Source organism: Lachnoclostridium phocaeense, from assembly GCF_959599685.1.
GTDB lineage: Bacteria > Bacillota > Clostridia > Lachnospirales > Lachnospiraceae > Claveliimonas > Claveliimonas monacensis.
Genome location: NZ_CAUGIN010000015.1, coordinates 58,941 through 76,496, shown reverse-complemented (window position 1 = coordinate 76,496; position 17,556 = coordinate 58,941). Strand labels below are relative to the sequence as shown.

The window sequence follows — 17,556 nt, the reverse complement described above, 5'->3', positions numbered from 1 at the left end:
TATTGTTTCGGCCATCCTGGTATTTCTGGCCGCCAAAAACGATTACCGCAAAACCTATATTGCCTCGTATAAGGAGTCGAATACGACCCGGCTGCGGATTGCGGAGCATCTTCGGAAACTCCCTATGAATTTCTTTAACACCAAGGACCTTTCCGAACTGACCACGAATATGATGGCAGATTGCAGCAGCATGGAGTCCCTGCTCAGCAGCACGATCCCTCCGCTGATTGCAAACGGCATCACGGTGACCCTGACCTGCATCCTGCTGGCCTTCTTTGACTGGCGGCTTGCCCTGTGCGTATTCATCACGGTTCCGATTGCCTTCCTCATTATCTGGCTCAGCCGGAACCATCAAAAGAAACTCTTTGAAAAGCAGGTTGACGCAAAGCTGGCTGCTTCTGACCAGGTACAGGAATACCTGGAAGGCATGAAGATCATCAAGTCCTGCGGGCTGTCCGGCTCACATTTCAGTGCGTTGGATAAAGCTCTGCTTGCCATGAAAAAGATCGCCATCAAGGTAGAAATGGCTGTCGGTGTGTTTATGTCCAGTGCCAGTATGATTTTGCAGGCAGGCGTTGGTATCACAATCTTTGTCGGTGCTATCCTCTTGACAAATGGGCAGATTGAGCTTCTTCCGCTGCTTATGTTCCTGTTGATGGTAACACGGATTTATGGCCCGATCCTGTCAATCCTGGCAAATCTGTCCTCGTTGCTGAATTTGAATGTGGTCACAAGTCGTATGCGTACCCTGCTCACCACTCCTGCAATGGACGGTGACGGGAAAACGGTCCCGAACTGCGATATTGAACTTTCCCATGTGACTTTTGCCTACAATCAGGAAGATGTCATCAAAGATGTTTCCTGCAAAATCCCCCAAGGGAGCGTGACTGCCCTCGTTGGGCCGTCCGGTTCCGGTAAAAGCACGATTTCCAAACTGATTGCCCGCTTTTGGGATGTTCAGAAGGGCAAGATCACCGTGGGCGGCAAAGACATCAAGAGTATGGAGCCGGAAAGCCTCATGTCTTATATGTCCTTCGTGTTCCAGGATGTGACCCTGTTCAATGATACAGTTATGAACAATATCCGGCTGGGCAATCCAAACGCAACGGACGATCAGGTAATTGCTGCTGCCAAAGCAGCCTATTGTGATGAATTTGTCCGGGAGATGCCGGACGGGTATCAGACGGTCCTCGGTGAAAACGGCAGCACCCTTTCCGGCGGTGAGCGCCAGCGTATTTCCATCGCCCGAGCATTGCTGAAAAATGCGCCCATTATTCTGCTTGACGAGGCCACAGCATCCCTCGACCCGGAGAATGAAGTTCTGGTTCAAAAGGCGATTGCCAAACTGGTGGAAGGTAAGACAGTTATTATGATCGCCCACCGCCTCCGTACAGTTGTGGATGCGAACCAGATCCTCGTTCTTGACAATGGACGGTTGGTAGAGCATGGAACCCACGATGAGCTGATGAAGAAGAATGGGCTGTATCATAAGCTGTTCCATATTCAGCAGGAGAGCCTTGGCTGGGCTGTGTAAATCGAAGCTGAAGGAGGGGCAGCGTTGAACGGAGTAGAGTTGCTTTTGATTGCAGTCGGTCTTGCGATGGATGCTTTTGCCGTTTCTGTGGGCAAAGGATTAACTATTCAAGGACAATGTAAAAAAGCGTGTATTGTAACCGGCCTGTATTTTGGCGGCTTTCAGTTGATTATGCCCCTTCTCGGCTTTTTATGTGGGGAAACCGTAATTCAGTACATCGCGCCTATCTCTCGTATTCTGTCTTTCATTCTATTGACTCTGATAGGCTTGAATATGCTGAGAGAAACAATAAAGGAAACGTCCACATTGAACTCTGCATCGATTGCCGCAAAGGTAATGATCCCCGCTGCCATAGCAACAAGCATTGACGCATTTGCGGTAGGTGTCACATTTGCGGCATTGAAAGTAAATGTAGCGATGGCTGTTTTGCTGATTGGCTGCACTGCATTTCTTTTTTCCGGTGCGGGAGTAAAAATCGGAAGTATATTTGGCGACCGCATGGAAAAGAAGGCAGGGATTATAGGTGGACTTATTCTTATCGCAATCGGGGTGAAAATCCTCGTTACTGGATAAGAGAAAGGACCATTGAAAAAATGGTAGATAAAGATACCACTATAAGAATTTTGGGGTATGCGAAAAACGGTTTTTTACAAAACGGCTATCAGGGCACTTCCCTTGCGAACATTTGCGGACAGGCTGGAGTGACAACCGGCGCTTTATATCATCGCTTTCCAAGCAAGGATGCACTGTTTCGTGCTGTTGTTGAACCAGCATCCAATGAACTATTAGAAAAACTGATATGTCCCCAGGAAAATGTCAATGCTATTATTCCTGAACCATGCTTGACCTTTACCTATACCTACTGGGATGTGTTCAGGACGATTGTTCGATGTAAGGATGCCCCCTTCTATGCTGAATTTCACAAAATGCCATCCGATACATTGTATCAACGATTATTACAGTGTAGAGGGGAACTATCTCGACAAGCGCATCTGCCATTCTTCTTGTCCAAAGCATATTTGGCTGGGTTTTTAGAAATTATCCGTTGCAACTACGATTTTGAAACAGCGCAGAGAAGCATCCAGATAATGGATAAATTTATGCTTCTTTAGATTGGGGAAGATAAAGCCCAAAGCAGCTTCCCTCCCCCTCCCGGGAGCTGACCCTGATATAGCCGTCCTGCCGCTCCAGGATCTGTCTTGCCAGGTAGAGGCCGATGCCCACGCCCTCCTCCTGCTGCACCTGCCCGCCCCGGCAGAACCTGCCAAAGATCCGGGCTCTCTCCTCCTCCGGGATGCCCGGTCCCTGGTCTTCCACCTGGATGCAGACGTAGAATTCAAACTCCCGGACACGGATCCTCACCCGGGAACCGGCAGGGGCATACTTGATGGCATTGTCCACCACATTGCCCAGCGCCTCCCCGGTCCACTTTCTGTCGTACCGGCACAGGACCTCCTCCGGAGGCAGGACGCACTCCAGGGTCATGTCCTTTTCCCCTGCCCCGGGTCCAAACGTCTCCGCCACCCCTTCCAGCAGGGGCTTAAGGCTCTGCTTCACGGGCTGGATCTCCAGGATGCCGGACTCCAGGCGGGACAGTTCCGTCTCATTGTAATGGTCCTCCTCAAATGTGCCGTCCATGGCGCCGTCCAGCATCTCCTCCAGCCGCTCCATGGTCTGCCTGGCTCCGATCTGTATCCTCATGCTCTCTTCTCCCACACATATCCCAGTCCGTACACTGTCTCAATGGGCCTGTATCCGGCCCGGCCTTCCAGCTTGCGGCGCAGGCGGTTCACCGCCACGCTGAGGGCATTTTCCTCCACATACGCGGCCTCCTTGCCCCAGAGGACGTCCATCAGCCGCTCCCTTGTAAGGGTCTGCCCCGGGTTCCGCACGAAAAACCGGAGGAGCTTCTGCTCGATCTTACTTAAGACGATCTCCTGCCCGTCCACGTAGAACCGCATTTCCTCAAACTGAAAATGGTACCTGCTGTCCGCATAGTCGTCTTTTTTACTCTCCGGCTCACCGCCTGTGCGGAGCCGCATCCGGTCCACCCTGGCCCGCAGGGCCATAAGCCCGAAGGGCTTGGTGATATAGTCGTCCGCCCCCAGGGAAAAACCGGTGATCTCATCGCTCTCCAGGTCATTGGCCGTGATGAGGAGCACCGGGATCTTCGAGTGGCTGCGGATCTCTTTTAAAAGGTCGTACCCGCTGCCGTCCGGCAGGTTCACATCCAGCAGAGCCATGTCCACCTGCTCCCTCTCAAATATCTCCCTGGCCTCACCGGCAGCATGAGCCTGCAAAAGAGCCGTGTCCTCCCTTTCAAGAGCCAGGGTGATGCCCTGGTTCAGTCCTCTGTCATCCTCCACGATCAGGATTTTATACATCTGTCCTCTCCTTGCATGATTTCTTACTGATCATTCGTATTTTCCCTTTGCCACTTTCCGTCCCTGCAGAGCGCTCTGATTTTTGTTTACAAAAGACCTGGTCCGGGCCCGAAGCAGGATCTTTCTGCCCTCCGGCGTACGGGTGTAGACAACCCGGTACCGTCCCAGCACCCTGCGCATATGTTTCTCAAAGACCAGGGCCCGCTCTTTCTGTCTGCCGAAAATTTCCGGGACGCTGTAATATTCTTCCCCGCGCCCTCTTCTTTTCTCCCGCATCAGCAGGTATCTGGGATTATCGATGACGCCCCAGATTTCTTCCATACAGGCGGCAAAGGTGGTTTTATCCCGCATGGTGCCGCCCTTAAGCCATGTCCCGATGAGCATGCCCTCCACAGACTCCACCTGGGCCCGGCAGTGCTGCGGGTCTTCCAGCTCTCCGGTCTCCGCCAGGGCATCGGCCACCGCCTGGCTGAGCCGCCTCATCCGCCGCTCCGGCGTGCTGAAGCGGGCCAGCCTGATCCCGTACCTGGCCACCAGGACGCAGGCGGCCAGCATCAGAAGGCCAAGGGCCGCCGCCAGAGCGGATCTGGTTCCATAAGCCGCCTCCACAAACATGCGCCCCATCCCGGCCATCACCGCCAGGACCACGCTGAAAATCTCATACCACAGTGCATTGAAAAAGAGAAAGCCGGTCTTTTCTTCCTCCCTGGGGACCGTCTCCACCTGCTGGACTTCCATGCCGCCGTGGATCTCCCGCAGCGACTCCTGCCACCGGGCTCTCAGGCCATCCCTGTCCACCGCCCGCCGCAGCATCATCTGGTTGACTTTCTCCATCTTCTCCTTTGTGTCAAACTCCGGGATGGCAAGCCGCTCCATGCCGCTCTCTATCACTTTATCCTTCCAGGAGACACCGAGAAATGACTCAAATCTTCTTTTGAGCATCTCGTAATCCCCGGAGAGGTCCGGGTGCTTTGTCTTCCCGGATTTCTGCGGGAAGATACAGGCAAGATGCCAGATATTGCCTGTCTTCTCCGGGTGATCCCGGTCCGTCCGGATGGTGCGGCCCCGCATCTGGTTGCTGAGCATGAAGGAGCCCACATAGGTAGCCAGGATAAGTGAGTTGATGCAGGGGGCGTCCCACCCCTCCCCCAGGAGGGATTTGGTCCCCACCAGTGTATTGATCTGCCCCTGCCGGAACAGCTCTGTGATGACCGACACCACATGGGTATTTTTCCCCTTCACTTTAAGCTGGCCGTAGCCGGTGTCCCGGACAGGGGACAGAGTGCCCTGGCAGCCCTTCTCCTGCAAAAGGACCTCCAGCTTTTCTTTCGTGTCCACAGGGACCAGTATCACGCTGCCGCTCAGGCATCCCAGACGGATCCCTTCCCCGGCCTCTCTCCTCAGATATTCGAAAATCGGCACGGCTCCTATCTCGGCCGCCAGTGTCTGGTCTGTCCCTACAAGGGGCAGCTTGTCCTTCTTGATATAGTCGCACAGGATCAGAAGCCGCAGCTCTTCCCCAAGCGACTGATGCTCCGCCTCCACGATCCTTCTGATGCTCTCCATCTTTCCCCTGCTCTTGACCAGGATTTTCTGCATGGCATCCCTGTGGGTGAGGGAGACTTTCTTCCGGTACACACAGCCCGCCTCTTTCAGCTCCTTCAGGAGCTCCTCCCTCTCCCCTTCCGTCACTTCGTAGGACTGCGCATCGTCATACAGGAACCCCTGCAGCAGCGCGTCCAGCCATTCGGGAGTCAGCTTTGGCAGCTTTCCCTCTGTGCCGATCAGCTCCCGCAGATAGGAAGGAAAGGGGATATCCTGGGCCTGGCAGAAGATCAGAAGGGCCGAAAAGTACTTGGGATCGTCCAGAAATTTTTCGCTGTACTCCTCCGGGTTTCTAAGTCCCCTGTGAGTGGCGATCATTTCCGTAAATCTGCTTCCCGTCAGCAGCTTTTCCCAGATTTCCCTCTCACTCTTCTGGTAGGCCTCGATCTCAGCCAGCTCCTCCCTGGAGGGCCAGTTGAAATAAATGTAGTCCTCGTGGGGACACAGGCTTCCCTCTCTTACCAGCTCCGGCGTAAAGATCTCCTCGTCAATGGGGCCGCACAGGTCGATGTACCGCTTCCACTGCCCCGGCGTGCTGTCGTAGGGAGGTGTGGCTGTAAGGGCAATGACAGTCATTCCCTTCAGCTCTTTCATAAATGTTTCCAGAGCTTTCCACCACTCGCTCCTCAGGTGATGCGCCTCATCCAGGCAGATGGTCTTAATTCCCGCAGCCTTCACTGCGTCGAAAATGTCAAAATCGCGGAAATCCACTGCCTCGGACTCCCTTTCATCCTCCTCCGACTCATCATCGCCGTCACTTAACTGCCCCTGGTAATGCTTCATGGCGCTGTACAGGGCCTGGTAGGTAATGGCGGTGATACACTTCATATATCTCAGGTCATTGGACAAAAGTTCCTCCGGCTCCCTCCCCGGCAGCAGAAAGCCTTCCGTGATCCTCTCCAGCCACTGCTGCCGGATGGTGATGCTGGGAGACAGGATCAGGCATGGCTCTCCCAACCGCCGGAGCAGCTCAATGCCCAGGGTCGTCTTCCCGGACCCGGGTGCCGCCACGATATGCAGCTTCCCGTCCGCCAGATATTTCTGGGAATTTTGCAGGACCCTGTCCTGGTAGTCTCTCCAGCTTCCCCTGAACTGCAGTGTATCCTCGTATATGTTTTTCATTTCTCATTTTCCCCTTGTGCTGTCTGTGTCATGCTACAAGTCCACTCTATATGGATTTGGAGGAAAAGTCAATGGCCCGGTCATCCTTCAATCAGCATATCCCTGCCGCTCACAGGAGTTTCTCACAATTTCACTTGCCTCCCTCCTCCATACGGCAGTATACTTATTATAAATCCAGTAACTTCAGGAACATACAGGACTGACCGGATACCGCCTGGAAACAGCAAGCCGCATACAAAAGGAGCATGCATAAGATGAATAAATTTGACATATTTATATCTTTTAAAAACAGTACCTCTGATGGCAGTCAGACAAGAGACGCCCAGATTGCGGAACAGATATATCGAGAATTCTGCCTGATGGGCATATCTGCTTTTTACAGCAACATCACGCTTCTGAAACTGGGAGAGAGCGTTTACAAGCGCTCTATCGATCACGCCCTCGACACCGCAAAAATACTGCTCCTCATCAGCACCGATCCGTCCTACATCGAATCCAGATGGATCAAATATGAATGGGAAAGCTTTCACACTGACATCCTGAATGACATAAAAAAAGACGCGGAGATCATCACATACACCGACGGAATCTCTCCCCACGCCCTCCCGCGCGCACTTCGAAGCTACCAGAACTGCGACATACAGCGCATGGACATCTCCGCTTTCTGCGCTTTCACAAAAAAGGTCCTTGAAAAACTGAGTTCACCCGCAAATCAGCCGGAGCAGCCCGATCTCCGCGCCGGGAAAACGCCGTCTGATACCAAAACCAGAAAAAGTCATAAGTCCATCTACTCATCCACATATCGGAACGAGGCAGACCGGCTCCGCATACAAGCCGGAAATTCCGCCTCTTCTGACAGAATTGCTCTTGAGTATCTCAAAAGCCAGGGAGCCTTGCGCGAACATTCTGTGATCCTGGATGCCGGCTGCGCTTACGGGTATGTGGCGGAAGACCGCTTCGGGAATGCCGGATGGACAGATCTGATACTGGGAATAGACAACAACCCCCTTGTCATTGAAAAAGCGCGCCAGCTCCATGATAATCCTAAAATGGCTTTTGAGGTCATAGATCTGGAAGACGAAAATTTTACACAACTGCTTAAAGATATGATGGAAAGATACGGAATCCGAAAATTCGACATTATTTTCTCGGCTCTCACGCTTCACCATTTAAAAAATCCAGGCAAGGTTCTTCACCGACTTCGCAGATTTCTTGCAGATGACGGCTACGTGATCCTCCGGGGATCTGATGACGGGAGCAAGCTGTGCTATCCGGGCAGCGATCTGATGGATCAGATCATAGAGAAGAGTCTGACTGCCCACGGTGTCTCTGACCGTCTTAACGGCCGGAAGCTTTACACCCAACTCTTCGATACCGGCTATCACGACATCCATATTTTCAGCAATATAAAAGATCTCAGCAATATGGACTATGACGACCGGGATGACCTCTTCCACGAAAGTTTTTCCTATCGCAGCGACTATTTTCGGAAAGCCTACGAGAAGGATCCCTATAATATTCAATGTAAAAATGACTTCGAGTGGATGCAGGAGGCACTGGATCTTTTCGAGCAGCAGTTTTACGAGCGTAACTTCTGGTACTGCGAGTATGACTACATCGCCGTTGCCAGGAAGTAAGACATGCCCGTTGAGCAAAGAATAAAAAAAGTGTTTCTTTGCTTCAGCAAGAGGGAGATTCTTTCACTATTATCTTTGAAGAAGTTGGGAAGAAAGGCGAAGAAGCAGATTATAAAGATAGTTCAGCATAAAAAAGCCCTTGAAAACGCCCGTTTTACGGGATTTTCAAGGGCTTCAGACACCTTTGTGGTTATGAGATTACATTCCAGCCTGAGCTGCAACCTCTGCCGCGAAGTCGTCTACTTTCTTCTCGATTCCTTCGCCTGTCTCAAAACGTACAAACTTCTTAACTGTCATGTTTGCACCGTTCTCTTTAGCAACTTTTGCCACATACTTGGCAACTGTCAGATCGCTGTCCTGTACGTATACCTGGTCTAACAGACAGATCTCTTTCATCTCTTTGTTGAGACGTCCGATAATCATCTTCTCGATGATGTTCTCCGGCTTATCCGGATTCTCTGTCTTAGCCTGTGCAAGCAGGATCTCTTTCTCGTGATCCATGAACTCCTGAGAAACTTCGTCTCTGGACACATACTTCGGAGACATAGCTGCTACCTGCATAGCTACGTTCTTCAGACAAGCTTTGATCTCGTCGTTGATCACGTCTGTCTCAGCCTCTACAAGAACACCAATACGTCCGCCACCATGGATGTATGCAACGATGCATCCGTCGGAAACGATCTTCTCAAATCTTCTGATGCTCAGCTTCTCGCCGATAACAGAGATTTTCTCTGTCAGAGCGTCCTGAACAGTCTTGGAAGCGTCCTCGTTCCATGCCTCTGCCATGAAAGCGTCCATATCTTTTGCCTCTGTTGCCAGAGCCTGCTCTGTAACTGCCTTAACAAATCCCTGGAACTCAGCGTTTTTTGCAACGAAGTCAGTCTCAGAGTTAACCTCTACGATAGCTGCTGTCTTATCATCTTTTACTTCAGCCATAACAAGACCTTCTGCAGCGATTCTTCCGGCTTTCTTAACAGCCTTTGCCTCGCCGTTCTTTCTCAGGTACTCGATTGCTGCGTCCATATCTCCGTTTGTCTCGCTGAGGGCTTTCTTGCAGTCCATCATGCCTGCGCCTGTAAGCTCTCTCAACTCTTTTACCATACTAGCTGTAACTGCCATTTTATTTTCCTCCATATTATATACGAATATATACGAATTACCGGTCTGTACGCCTCTGTCCGGAGCTTAGGCCTCCACTGTCTCCTCAGCTTCCTCTGCTGTCTCGTCGTAAGCTTCCTCGCCCTCTGCGTACTCTTCCTCACTGTACTCAGCAGCGCCCTGGTTCGCCTCAACAACAGCGTCTGCCATCTTGGAAACGATCAGTTTTACAGCGCGGATAGCATCGTCATTTCCCGGGATCACATAGTCAAGCTCCTCAGGATCACAGTTTGTGTCAGCAATACCGATCAGCGGGATCCCCAGTGTGTGAGCCTCCTGCACACAGATTCTCTCTTTCTTCGGGTCAACGATGAAGATCGCATCCGGCAGTCTCTTCATCTCTTTGATGCCGCCAAGGTTCTTCTCCAGCTTCTCCCACTCTTTTTTCAGCTTGATAACTTCTTTCTTAGGAAGGACATCAAATGTTCCGTCCTCAGCCATTGCCTCGATTTCTTTCAGACGTGCCACACGGCTCTTGATGGTCTTGAAGTTTGTCAGCATTCCGCCGAGCCATCTCTCATTTACATAGAACATACCGCAGCGCTCTGCCTCTGTCTTGATAGCGTCCTGAGCCTGTTTCTTTGTTCCTACGAACAGGATTGTGCCGCCCTCTGCCGCGATATCAGATACAGCCTGGTAAGCCTCATCTACTTTTCCAACGGATTTCTGCAGGTCGATGATGTAGATACCGTTTCTCTCTGTGTAGATGTAGGGAGCCATCTTAGGGTTCCATCTTCTTGTCTGATGTCCAAAGTGAACACCTGCTTCTAAAAGCTGCTTCATTGAAATAACACTCATGTTTCTTTCCTCCATTTGGTTTTCTTTCTTCCGCACATTTCATTTCCCGCATGACCGTCTTTTCCTTAAAAAAGCTTAGGCACCGGTGCGGGCAGACATATGCGTGTTTTTTTGCAACGGTCATATATTATCATAAAACCTGCCCTGTTGCAAGCACTTCTCCTCATTTTGTGCCGCTGTTTTGCATGATTTATCAGCAGTCAATGCCCTTTCTCTGGTAGAAGAGGTTGAACAGGATGTACCCGGCCCCGATCCACAGGGCGCACACGCCCAGGGCGATGAGATTGTTCTTTGCCAGCAGCTCCTGATTTTGAGTCACTCCATTGTAGATCGTCTGAAAGGAGGTGGTGGGCACAGCTACAGACACCTTCTCCAGCGTCTCATTCAGTCCCCCGAAAAGAGGAGGCAGCATGGTCAGCAGCATGAGGGGCGCCCCGATGGTCCCCGCCGACGCCTGGTCCCTGGCCAGAAGTCCCGCCAGCGCTCCCAGGAAGCACAGGCCCGCTGAAGCCAGCAGCACAGCCCCTGTGTAGACCGGGAAATCCTTCATATCGCCCCCTGTGATGAAGAACACGGCCGCCGCGTCCAGGAGCGTCATCAGAAGGCAGACCAGCAGTTTGGAGGCCAGGAACTCCTGCCCTCTCACCCGGGCCATCATGAGGGACCGGAGGGTGTATTTTTCCTTCTCCTCGGCGATCATCACAGGCAGGATGCTGGTGGGACTGATGGCGATGGAAAATACGGCGCACATACCGAGCACATAATCCCCCGCCTCATCTCCCAGGTCGCTGAAGACGTTCTGGTAGATAAAACAGAATACGATGGGAATGAGAAAGCTCACCAGGATATTCTTGTTGGTCAGGCACCCCTTCAGGTCCTTTTTCAGTAACGTAAAAATAATCTTTCCGCTCATAGCTATTGCTCCTCCTTTGTCAGTGTAAGAAATACGTCCCGGAGACTGGGCTCCTCGGAGTGGATCATGAGGACCTCTCCGGCCTGCCCCAGAGACTCCAGCAGGGCTTCTCTTTCAAGGGGCACTTCCCTTTTCCCCTCCTTCGTGGTGATGACCACCCTTTTGTGTGAGTATTTCAGCTTCAGCTCCTCCGGCGAGCCGCTCTCCACGATGCTCCCCTTGTTCAGAAGGGCCACTCTGTGACAGAGCTCATCCGCCTCCTCCATGTTGTGGGTGGTGAGAAAGACGGTGGCCCCCTCCCGGTTCAGCTTTCTTATGAGATCCCGTATCTCGTCCGCCGTGGCCGGGTCAAGGTTGGCCGTGGGCTCATCCAGAAAGAGAAGGCCCGGATCGTGGAGGATGGTCCTTGCGAAGACCAGCCTCTGCTTCATGCCCCTGGAGAGCTTCTCCACCTTCTTTTTGGCAGCGTCCAGGAGCTCCACCGCCTCCAGCGTCCTCCGTATTTTTTCCTTTTTGTCCCTGATCCCGTAAATATCCGCAAACAGGTCCAGGTTCTCATAGACCGTCATCTTCTCATACAGGCCGCTCATGTCGCTCATAATGCCTATTTTCTTTTTTATATCCGGAGAAAACGGGTCCTTCCCCAGTACCGTCACCTCCCCGCTGTCGCTGTGGAGCTGTCCGGTGAGGAGCTTGATAGTGGTTGTCTTTCCCGCACCGGAGGGTCCCAGATATCCGAATATCTCTCCTTTTTTGATCTCCAGATCACAGTGATCCAGCGCCTTTACATTTCCAAAGGTCTTTGTCAGTTGATTTGCTTTTACGATGTTTGTCATGGCTTTCGTCCTCCTTACAGCTCCTATCTTACCGTTTCTCTGGATTTTCACCTTATTTTCCCGGTAAATGGAGCCTGTCAGAGGATGAACGGAGCAAAAAAAGGGGTGAGACCTGCAAAGCCTCACCTTCAAAAGTCACTTTATTATTTCTTATCTCTGCCGCGTCCCGGTCTCCAGGGTGGGGAAAAAGGGTCTCTTTTTCCGGATCACAAAGAGGGAAGCGATTCCTGCCAGGAACCAGACCGCGCACACGGCCCCTCCCCAGACCAGGGACACATCCATAAAGCCCTCCATGGGCTGCAGCTTCTTCAGGACCACGCCCAGGATGCCGGTGGGCAGGAACTCTGCCAGCCTTCCAAATGCCACGTTCCAGTAGGAAAAGACCGGAGCCACATAGACAGCCACCACACTGACGGCCGCGTACACATTTACGCTGTTCTGGTCCTTCGCGTACACACCGGTCAGGAAGCCCCAGGGCAGAAGGGCCGTCACCCCGGCCAGATGGACCAGCAGGTACTCCGGCAGAAGCGACATATCCGCCCCCGCGATCAGAAACACCACCACAGCCATGAGCTCTCCCACCACAAGACAGGCCCCTGCCTTGGACAGCGCAAAGTGGGCCAGCGACACGCCGGACCGGGACAGAAGGGACAGGGTATCTCTCTCCTTCTCCTCCACAAGAAGAAGGGGATAATCTGTCAGCGGCACCAGCACGATGTTAAAAAGAGCCATGGTCAGGAGCAGCATCCAGGGATCAAAGTACACCACCCGGAAGATGAGGGCCAGGATGGCCGGCGTCAGGACCATCAAGAGGATCGTCTTGTCCGTAAAGGATGTCCAGATATCTTTTTTCAGTAGCGTCCACATTTTCTTCATAGCTGTTTTCCTCCCTTACCTCTAAAACTCATACATGCTCCGAAGCTCCTGTATCTTTCCCTTGGACAGGGGAACATCTGTCTTCTCATACCCCGCCAGGCGCAGGGAGTAGGAATTCCTCGTCCACTTCACCAGCTCCACCACCTTCTGCATGTTCACGATGTAGGAGCGGTGGCACCGGAAGAAGCCGAACCTAGCCAGCTTTTCCTCCAGGTCACTCATCCTGAAGTCCCCTGCATACTGCTCCCTCCTCACATACACAAAAACCTTTCCGTCGTTCGCCTCCACGTAGTCGATCTCCTCCGGATTAAAAAGGAAATTCTTTTCATTGTAGGAGACAGAAATCTTGCTCACCTGGGGAAGCTCCGGGCTGTCCTGTGTGCTCTCCCCCTGGTCGATGCACCGCACACCATCCCGGGCAATCTCATAGTGGTCCCCGGGGCAGATGCAGGTGTCCCGGTGGGACCAGGAGAGTGTTATGAGCCGCCCCTCCCGCTCGCAGAAGCTCTCCATCCAGCCGAGGATGACCTTCTTTGACTCCTCCTCCTCAAAGGCGATGGGGTTCAGGATAAAGTAATCCTCTGCCCCCCTGACGATCTCCCGCGCGATACGCACCCGCTTCTTCTGCCCCTCCGTGCAGGAGCTCAGCCTTTTCCCAAGCAGCTCCGAAAGATGCATCTGCTCCACCGCGGAGCGCACCCGCTTCTCCGTGCCCGACAGCCCCGCGAAAAACTTCAGATATTTCCTCACTGTCATCTTTTCATACAGGGCTCCCTCATCTTCCACATATCCCGCGTCCCGGCCCGCCGCCTCCACCAGAGGGGCCTCGGCCTTTTTGGTCCCCTCAAAGTGGAGCATCCGGCTGCCGTATAAAACCTCCCTCAAAAGCTCTTCCATAGTCTGTTCTCCTTTGTCATCACTCTTGCCATTTTCCGCAACAGTCAAAATACTCCTCCATTGTACTGGATGAAGACGCAGAATGCAATATACGGGGAGGAAGCATGGCCGGAACTCCTTCGGATGAAGGGCGAAAAAAGGCCTGCGCCACAAAGCGCAGACCCTCTGTCTGTTCACCAAGGATCAGAGAACTCTCCTCACGCAGCGTATCTGACGATACGTGCAGCTCGGAGACTCGATGATCCCCACCGACGGCGACGACGCATGTATCAGGCCGCCGCTTCCATTGTAGATACCCACATGTCCATAGTAGACAACCAGGTCTCCCGCCTGAGCCTGGGAGAGAGGGATTTCCACTCCCGCCGATGCCTGGGCTGTGTCCGTCCTGCCGAGGCTGACTCCAAAGGCCGCATAGATCTGCTGGGTAAATCCGGAGCAGTCGATGCCATTGGTCAGACTGTTGCCGCCATATACATAGGGATTGCCCAGGAACTGTCTCGCATAGGCCACTACCGCCCATCCGTCCCTCCCCTGGGGAGGTATCACCGTGCTGCTGCCGCCTCCGGAACCGCTGCCTCCGCTGGAGCTGCCCCCGCCGGAGCCGCCGTTAGACGGCTGGCTGGGTGCGGTGTCCTGGGCTGCGGCTGCTGCCGCTGCCGCCTCCTGCTGCCTGCGGGCCTCTTCCGCCGCCTGCTGGGCCGCCACCGCCTCCTGGATGTCCGCGTCAAGCTGGGCAATCTCGGACTGCTTTCCCTCGATCATGGTGCCCAGGGAAGTCTTGTCCTCCTCCAGCTGGCTCTGCATCTGCGTCATGCTCTCCGCCTCCTCCTGGAGGCTCTCGGAGAGCTTCTCTATCTTCTTCGTTGTAGCTATGTACTCCTCCTGCTTTTCTTTGTCATATGTATGCACATTTTTTATGTACTCGGCCTTGTTCACCAGATCGGAAAAGCTTTCCGCCGACAGGAGCAGCTCCAGTTCATTTCCGCTTCCGGACTCGTACATGTACTGGATACGCTTTTTCATGTCCTCATACTGCTGGTCCTGCTGGACAATAGCCTCCTCCAGGTCTATGTTCGCCTGGTCGATCTCCTCCTGCTTTTTCTGCAGGTCTGCCTCCAGCGTACTGATCTTGTCCAGGATGCCTGTCAGCTCTGACTGAAGCGAAACCACCTCATCCTCTGCCGCCGCCTTGTCATTCTGCAGGTCCTCCACAGAGGGCGTGGCGAAGACGGGACTGACTGCCATGGAACTGATCAGTGCTGCCGTGATAAAAGCCTGTGCGATTTTTCTCTTCATATTCTCCCACCTGTCTGTTGTAAATTATTTATACTCTTATGAATTCAGTTTCACTTATTCAAATTACATGTTACTACATATTCCCGTTCAATTCAACAATTTCCCAAAATTCTCACAGAAAAATCTGCCAGTTCTTCTTCCACTCAAAAAACCGGAGACGCATCCGTCCCCGGTCCACATTTTTTAAGTATATCTTGAACAATTTACCAGCATCGCCTGTACCAGGGTGACCCGTATACGCTGGCGATCTTCACCACATCACCCGGCTTCGGTGCATGGATCATCTGTCCATTTCCGATGTAGATGCCTACATGGGTTCCGTAGCACACAATGTCTCCCGGCTGCGGGCTGCTGACCGCCACGCCGCATCCTCCCTGCGCCTGGGATGTCCTGGGAAGGGAAATCCCGGCCACCGCATGGCAGTACTGGACAAGTCCGGAACAGTCAAGTGCCACGCCTGCTGTAGAGCCGCCGTATACATAGGGAACTCCCAGCTGGCTGTAAGCCGCGTTTACGATCGCCTGGGCGGTAGAGGTGTTCCCGCTGGATGCACCGCCGGAAGATGATCCACTGCCACCGGTGGAGCCTCCCCCGGAAACTGTCCCGGATGAGCTGCCTCCGCCGGAGCTGCTGTTTCCGCTGCCGGACCCGTTTGATGTGCTGCCTCCCGATGACTCTGCACTCTGGCTTTCCGCCTCCCTCTGCGCCGCCTCCGCAGCAGCAGCCTCGGCCGCAGCCTGTATCTGCTGGTCATAGTCAGCGATCTCCGCCTTCTTCTCCTCGAGGGTCGCATTCAGCTCCGCCTCCTGGGCTTCATACTCCTCCTGCATGGACTCCTGCTTTTTCTGCTCCTCCTCCAGCGTGGTCTTCAGATCCTGGATCTCTTTCTCTGTGTCTTCCAGGGCCTGAAGCTGCTGCCGGTCATAGGTATGTACATTTGATATATACTCAGCCTTGTTCACAAAATCCGAGAAATCTGTGGCCGACAGGAGCGTCTCTATGGCAGTGGCCTGCCCGTTTTCATACATGTACTGGATACGCACCTTCATGGACGCATACTGCTCATCTGCCTTCTGCTGGGCCTCCTCAAGATCTGCCTGGGCCTCGATGATCTTTTCTCCGGTGGCGATCATCTCCTCCTCAAGCTCTCCTGCTTTGTTGAGAAGCTCTGTCAGCTGCTCCTGCAGGGAGTCTGCCTCGCTCTGGGCCGCCGCTTTGCTGCTTTCAAGTTCATCTGTATCCGGCGCTGCAAACACCGGGGTCACGGCCATAGAACTGGCCAGTGCCACGGCAAGAGACGCTCTTCCAAATCTTTTCATTCTCCTGTCTTCACCCTTTCCGGTCACATTGTCTGGTATCAACATCTTGTCAATATCTGTCATTTCATTTCTGTTCAACAGATTTTATTATAAATGACCGGTCATATTTTTGCAATATTTTTTAACATTTTTGTAACATTTCATTTTTCTCTATACGACTGCTGTGTTCTTTTCCTCCGGCCCGCCCGGAAGTATCGGACGCTCATCGATCCGCTGGATCAGGACAAACATAACCGCCGCAAAAGCGCCGCAAAGGATCGTGATCACACTGATGCGCATATTATTTTCCATCATCCAGCCGAAAAATCCGAACCGGGAAGCGGCAACAGAAATGATATTCATCACTATATGCCCAACAGCCGGCGCTTTCACAGATCCATACTTTTCATATACGTAGCAAAGGATCATGCCTGTTGCAAATGCATACAGCATCTGGACCATATTCCCGTGCAGGATGGCAAACACAAGACTGGATAAGAAGGCAGCCTGCCCGAAACCAGACTGTTCCCGCATCCTCTTAAACATCATCCCGCGAAAAACCAGTTCCTCTGATATGGGAACCAGGATCCCGAGGCAGAGCAGCTGCATCACGAAGGGGGCGCTGTACAGAGAGTCGGAAGTCTGCTGGTAGGCCGCACTGTAGCTGGAAATATTGGAGATCAGGATCAGGTTGTTCAGTCCCACGCACAGAGCAGCCGCAATGCCGATCACTGCTCCGTATTTCCACAGAGGAGCCTTCCGGTTAGGGATCACCCCCGCCATTTTTTCATTTTTTCTGTCCCTGTGGAACATATACAGGATAACGGGGATAACGATCAGCGCAGTGATCCCCTCCAGCTGGGTGGTGTACTGCAGCATCCTCTCTGAGATGGACACGGACAGTTCCAACATATCCTGCTGACTCTGCATGGCTCCTACCGTCTCCTCATAGTGCTGTGAGATATATACAAACGTGTATCCCATCACAGCGATCATGCTGACGGTAATGCTGATCAGGTATTTGATGAGCAGCGGCGTCCAGGCGTACCACGTCCCTTTCCTCCTTCCCATCGGAGGGGTCACAGGGCCCGTGGGCATCCCCTGGGGCATTCTGTGGGGTTCATTGTTTTCTCCTGGCTCCTGGTTTGGGTTTTCCCAAGGATTACTCATATATTAAAGCCTCGCTTTCTCAATCATAATAC

General features: G+C 52.9%; 16 protein-coding genes. 4 read left to right on the top strand and 12 right to left on the bottom strand.

Going from position 1 to position 17,556, the window contains the following annotated elements:
* The 3 genes from Q5911_RS08660 to Q5911_RS08650 all read left to right on the top strand — a co-directional run.
* Positions 1-1,534 (top strand): ABC transporter ATP-binding protein (locus Q5911_RS08660; RefSeq protein ID WP_303182398.1); only part of this gene is annotated, 1,534 nt, incomplete at its 5' end.
* A 24-nt stretch (positions 1,535-1,558) separates the two neighbouring features.
* Positions 1,559-2,107, top strand: coding sequence for a manganese efflux pump MntP (locus tag Q5911_RS08655; protein WP_303182397.1), 549 nt, complete (start codon positions 1,559-1,561; stop codon positions 2,105-2,107).
* A 20-nt stretch (positions 2,108-2,127) separates the two neighbouring features.
* A complete protein-coding gene (locus Q5911_RS08650; RefSeq protein WP_303182396.1) occupies positions 2,128-2,646 on the top strand; it encodes a TetR/AcrR family transcriptional regulator in 519 nt (172 codons plus the stop codon).
* On the opposite strand, the gene Q5911_RS08645 is transcribed toward Q5911_RS08650, so the two are convergent.
* From Q5911_RS08645 to Q5911_RS08635, 3 genes are read right to left on the bottom strand one after another with little or no spacing between them, the layout of a single operon-like run.
* Positions 2,633-3,235: a sensor histidine kinase gene (locus Q5911_RS08645; RefSeq protein WP_303182395.1), complete on the bottom strand. Its 603-nt coding sequence runs from the start codon at positions 3,233-3,235 to the stop codon at positions 2,633-2,635. The two genes, Q5911_RS08650 and Q5911_RS08645, sit on opposite strands and share 14 nt — an antisense overlap.
* A complete protein-coding gene (locus Q5911_RS08640; protein WP_303182394.1) occupies positions 3,232-3,918 on the bottom strand; it encodes a response regulator transcription factor in 687 nt (228 codons plus the stop codon). The genes Q5911_RS08645 and Q5911_RS08640 overlap by 4 nt, the downstream gene beginning before the upstream one ends.
* Before the next feature lie 30 nt (positions 3,919-3,948).
* Entirely contained in the window at positions 3,949-6,645 is a 2,697-nt protein-coding gene (locus tag Q5911_RS08635) for a DEAD/DEAH box helicase family protein (RefSeq protein WP_303182393.1), read from the bottom strand.
* A gap of 254 nt (positions 6,646-6,899) precedes the next feature.
* Here Q5911_RS08635 and Q5911_RS08630 point away from each other — a divergent pair, with 254 nt between their 5' ends.
* Entirely contained in the window at positions 6,900-8,282 is a 1,383-nt protein-coding gene (locus Q5911_RS08630; RefSeq protein WP_076778002.1) for a methyltransferase domain-containing protein, read from the top strand.
* A gap of 198 nt (positions 8,283-8,480) precedes the next feature.
* Here Q5911_RS08630 and tsf read toward each other — a convergent pair whose 3' ends face one another.
* From tsf to Q5911_RS08585, 9 genes are all read right to left on the bottom strand, one after another.
* Positions 8,481-9,401 carry a translation elongation factor Ts gene (gene tsf / locus Q5911_RS08625; protein ID WP_076778007.1) on the bottom strand — a complete coding sequence of 307 codons (921 nt, stop codon included), beginning with the start codon at positions 9,399-9,401 and terminating at the stop codon, positions 8,481-8,483.
* A gap of 66 nt (positions 9,402-9,467) precedes the next feature.
* Complete coding sequence (gene rpsB, locus Q5911_RS08620; protein ID WP_157888426.1) at positions 9,468-10,238, bottom strand: 30S ribosomal protein S2; 771 nt, start codon at positions 10,236-10,238, stop codon at positions 9,468-9,470.
* A 193-nt stretch (positions 10,239-10,431) separates the two neighbouring features.
* Complete coding sequence (locus tag Q5911_RS08615) at positions 10,432-11,151, bottom strand: ABC transporter permease (protein ID WP_303182392.1); 720 nt, start codon at positions 11,149-11,151, stop codon at positions 10,432-10,434.
* Positions 11,152-11,153: 2 nt separating this feature from the next.
* The gene (locus Q5911_RS08610; RefSeq protein ID WP_303182391.1) at positions 11,154-11,987 is read right to left on the bottom strand and encodes an ABC transporter ATP-binding protein; all 834 of its coding nucleotides are present in this window, start codon (positions 11,985-11,987) and stop codon (positions 11,154-11,156) included.
* Positions 11,988-12,137: 150 nt separating this feature from the next.
* A complete protein-coding gene (locus Q5911_RS08605; protein ID WP_303182390.1) occupies positions 12,138-12,863 on the bottom strand; it encodes a hypothetical protein in 726 nt (241 codons plus the stop codon).
* Between the two features lie 21 nt (positions 12,864-12,884).
* The gene (locus tag Q5911_RS08600) at positions 12,885-13,760 is read right to left on the bottom strand and encodes a LytTR family transcriptional regulator DNA-binding domain-containing protein (RefSeq protein ID WP_303182389.1); all 876 of its coding nucleotides are present in this window, start codon (positions 13,758-13,760) and stop codon (positions 12,885-12,887) included.
* Between the two features lie 183 nt (positions 13,761-13,943).
* Entirely contained in the window at positions 13,944-15,056 is a 1,113-nt protein-coding gene (locus Q5911_RS08595; RefSeq protein WP_303182388.1) for a C40 family peptidase, read from the bottom strand.
* 203 nt (positions 15,057-15,259) lie between these two features.
* Positions 15,260-16,375 carry a C40 family peptidase gene (locus Q5911_RS08590; RefSeq protein ID WP_303182387.1) on the bottom strand — a complete coding sequence of 372 codons (1,116 nt, stop codon included), beginning with the start codon at positions 16,373-16,375 and terminating at the stop codon, positions 15,260-15,262.
* Between the two features lie 150 nt (positions 16,376-16,525).
* Positions 16,526-17,524, bottom strand: a complete 999-nt coding sequence (locus Q5911_RS08585) for a CPBP family intramembrane glutamic endopeptidase (protein WP_303182386.1) — start codon at positions 17,522-17,524, stop codon at positions 16,526-16,528.
* Positions 17,525-17,556 lie beyond the last annotated feature (32 nt).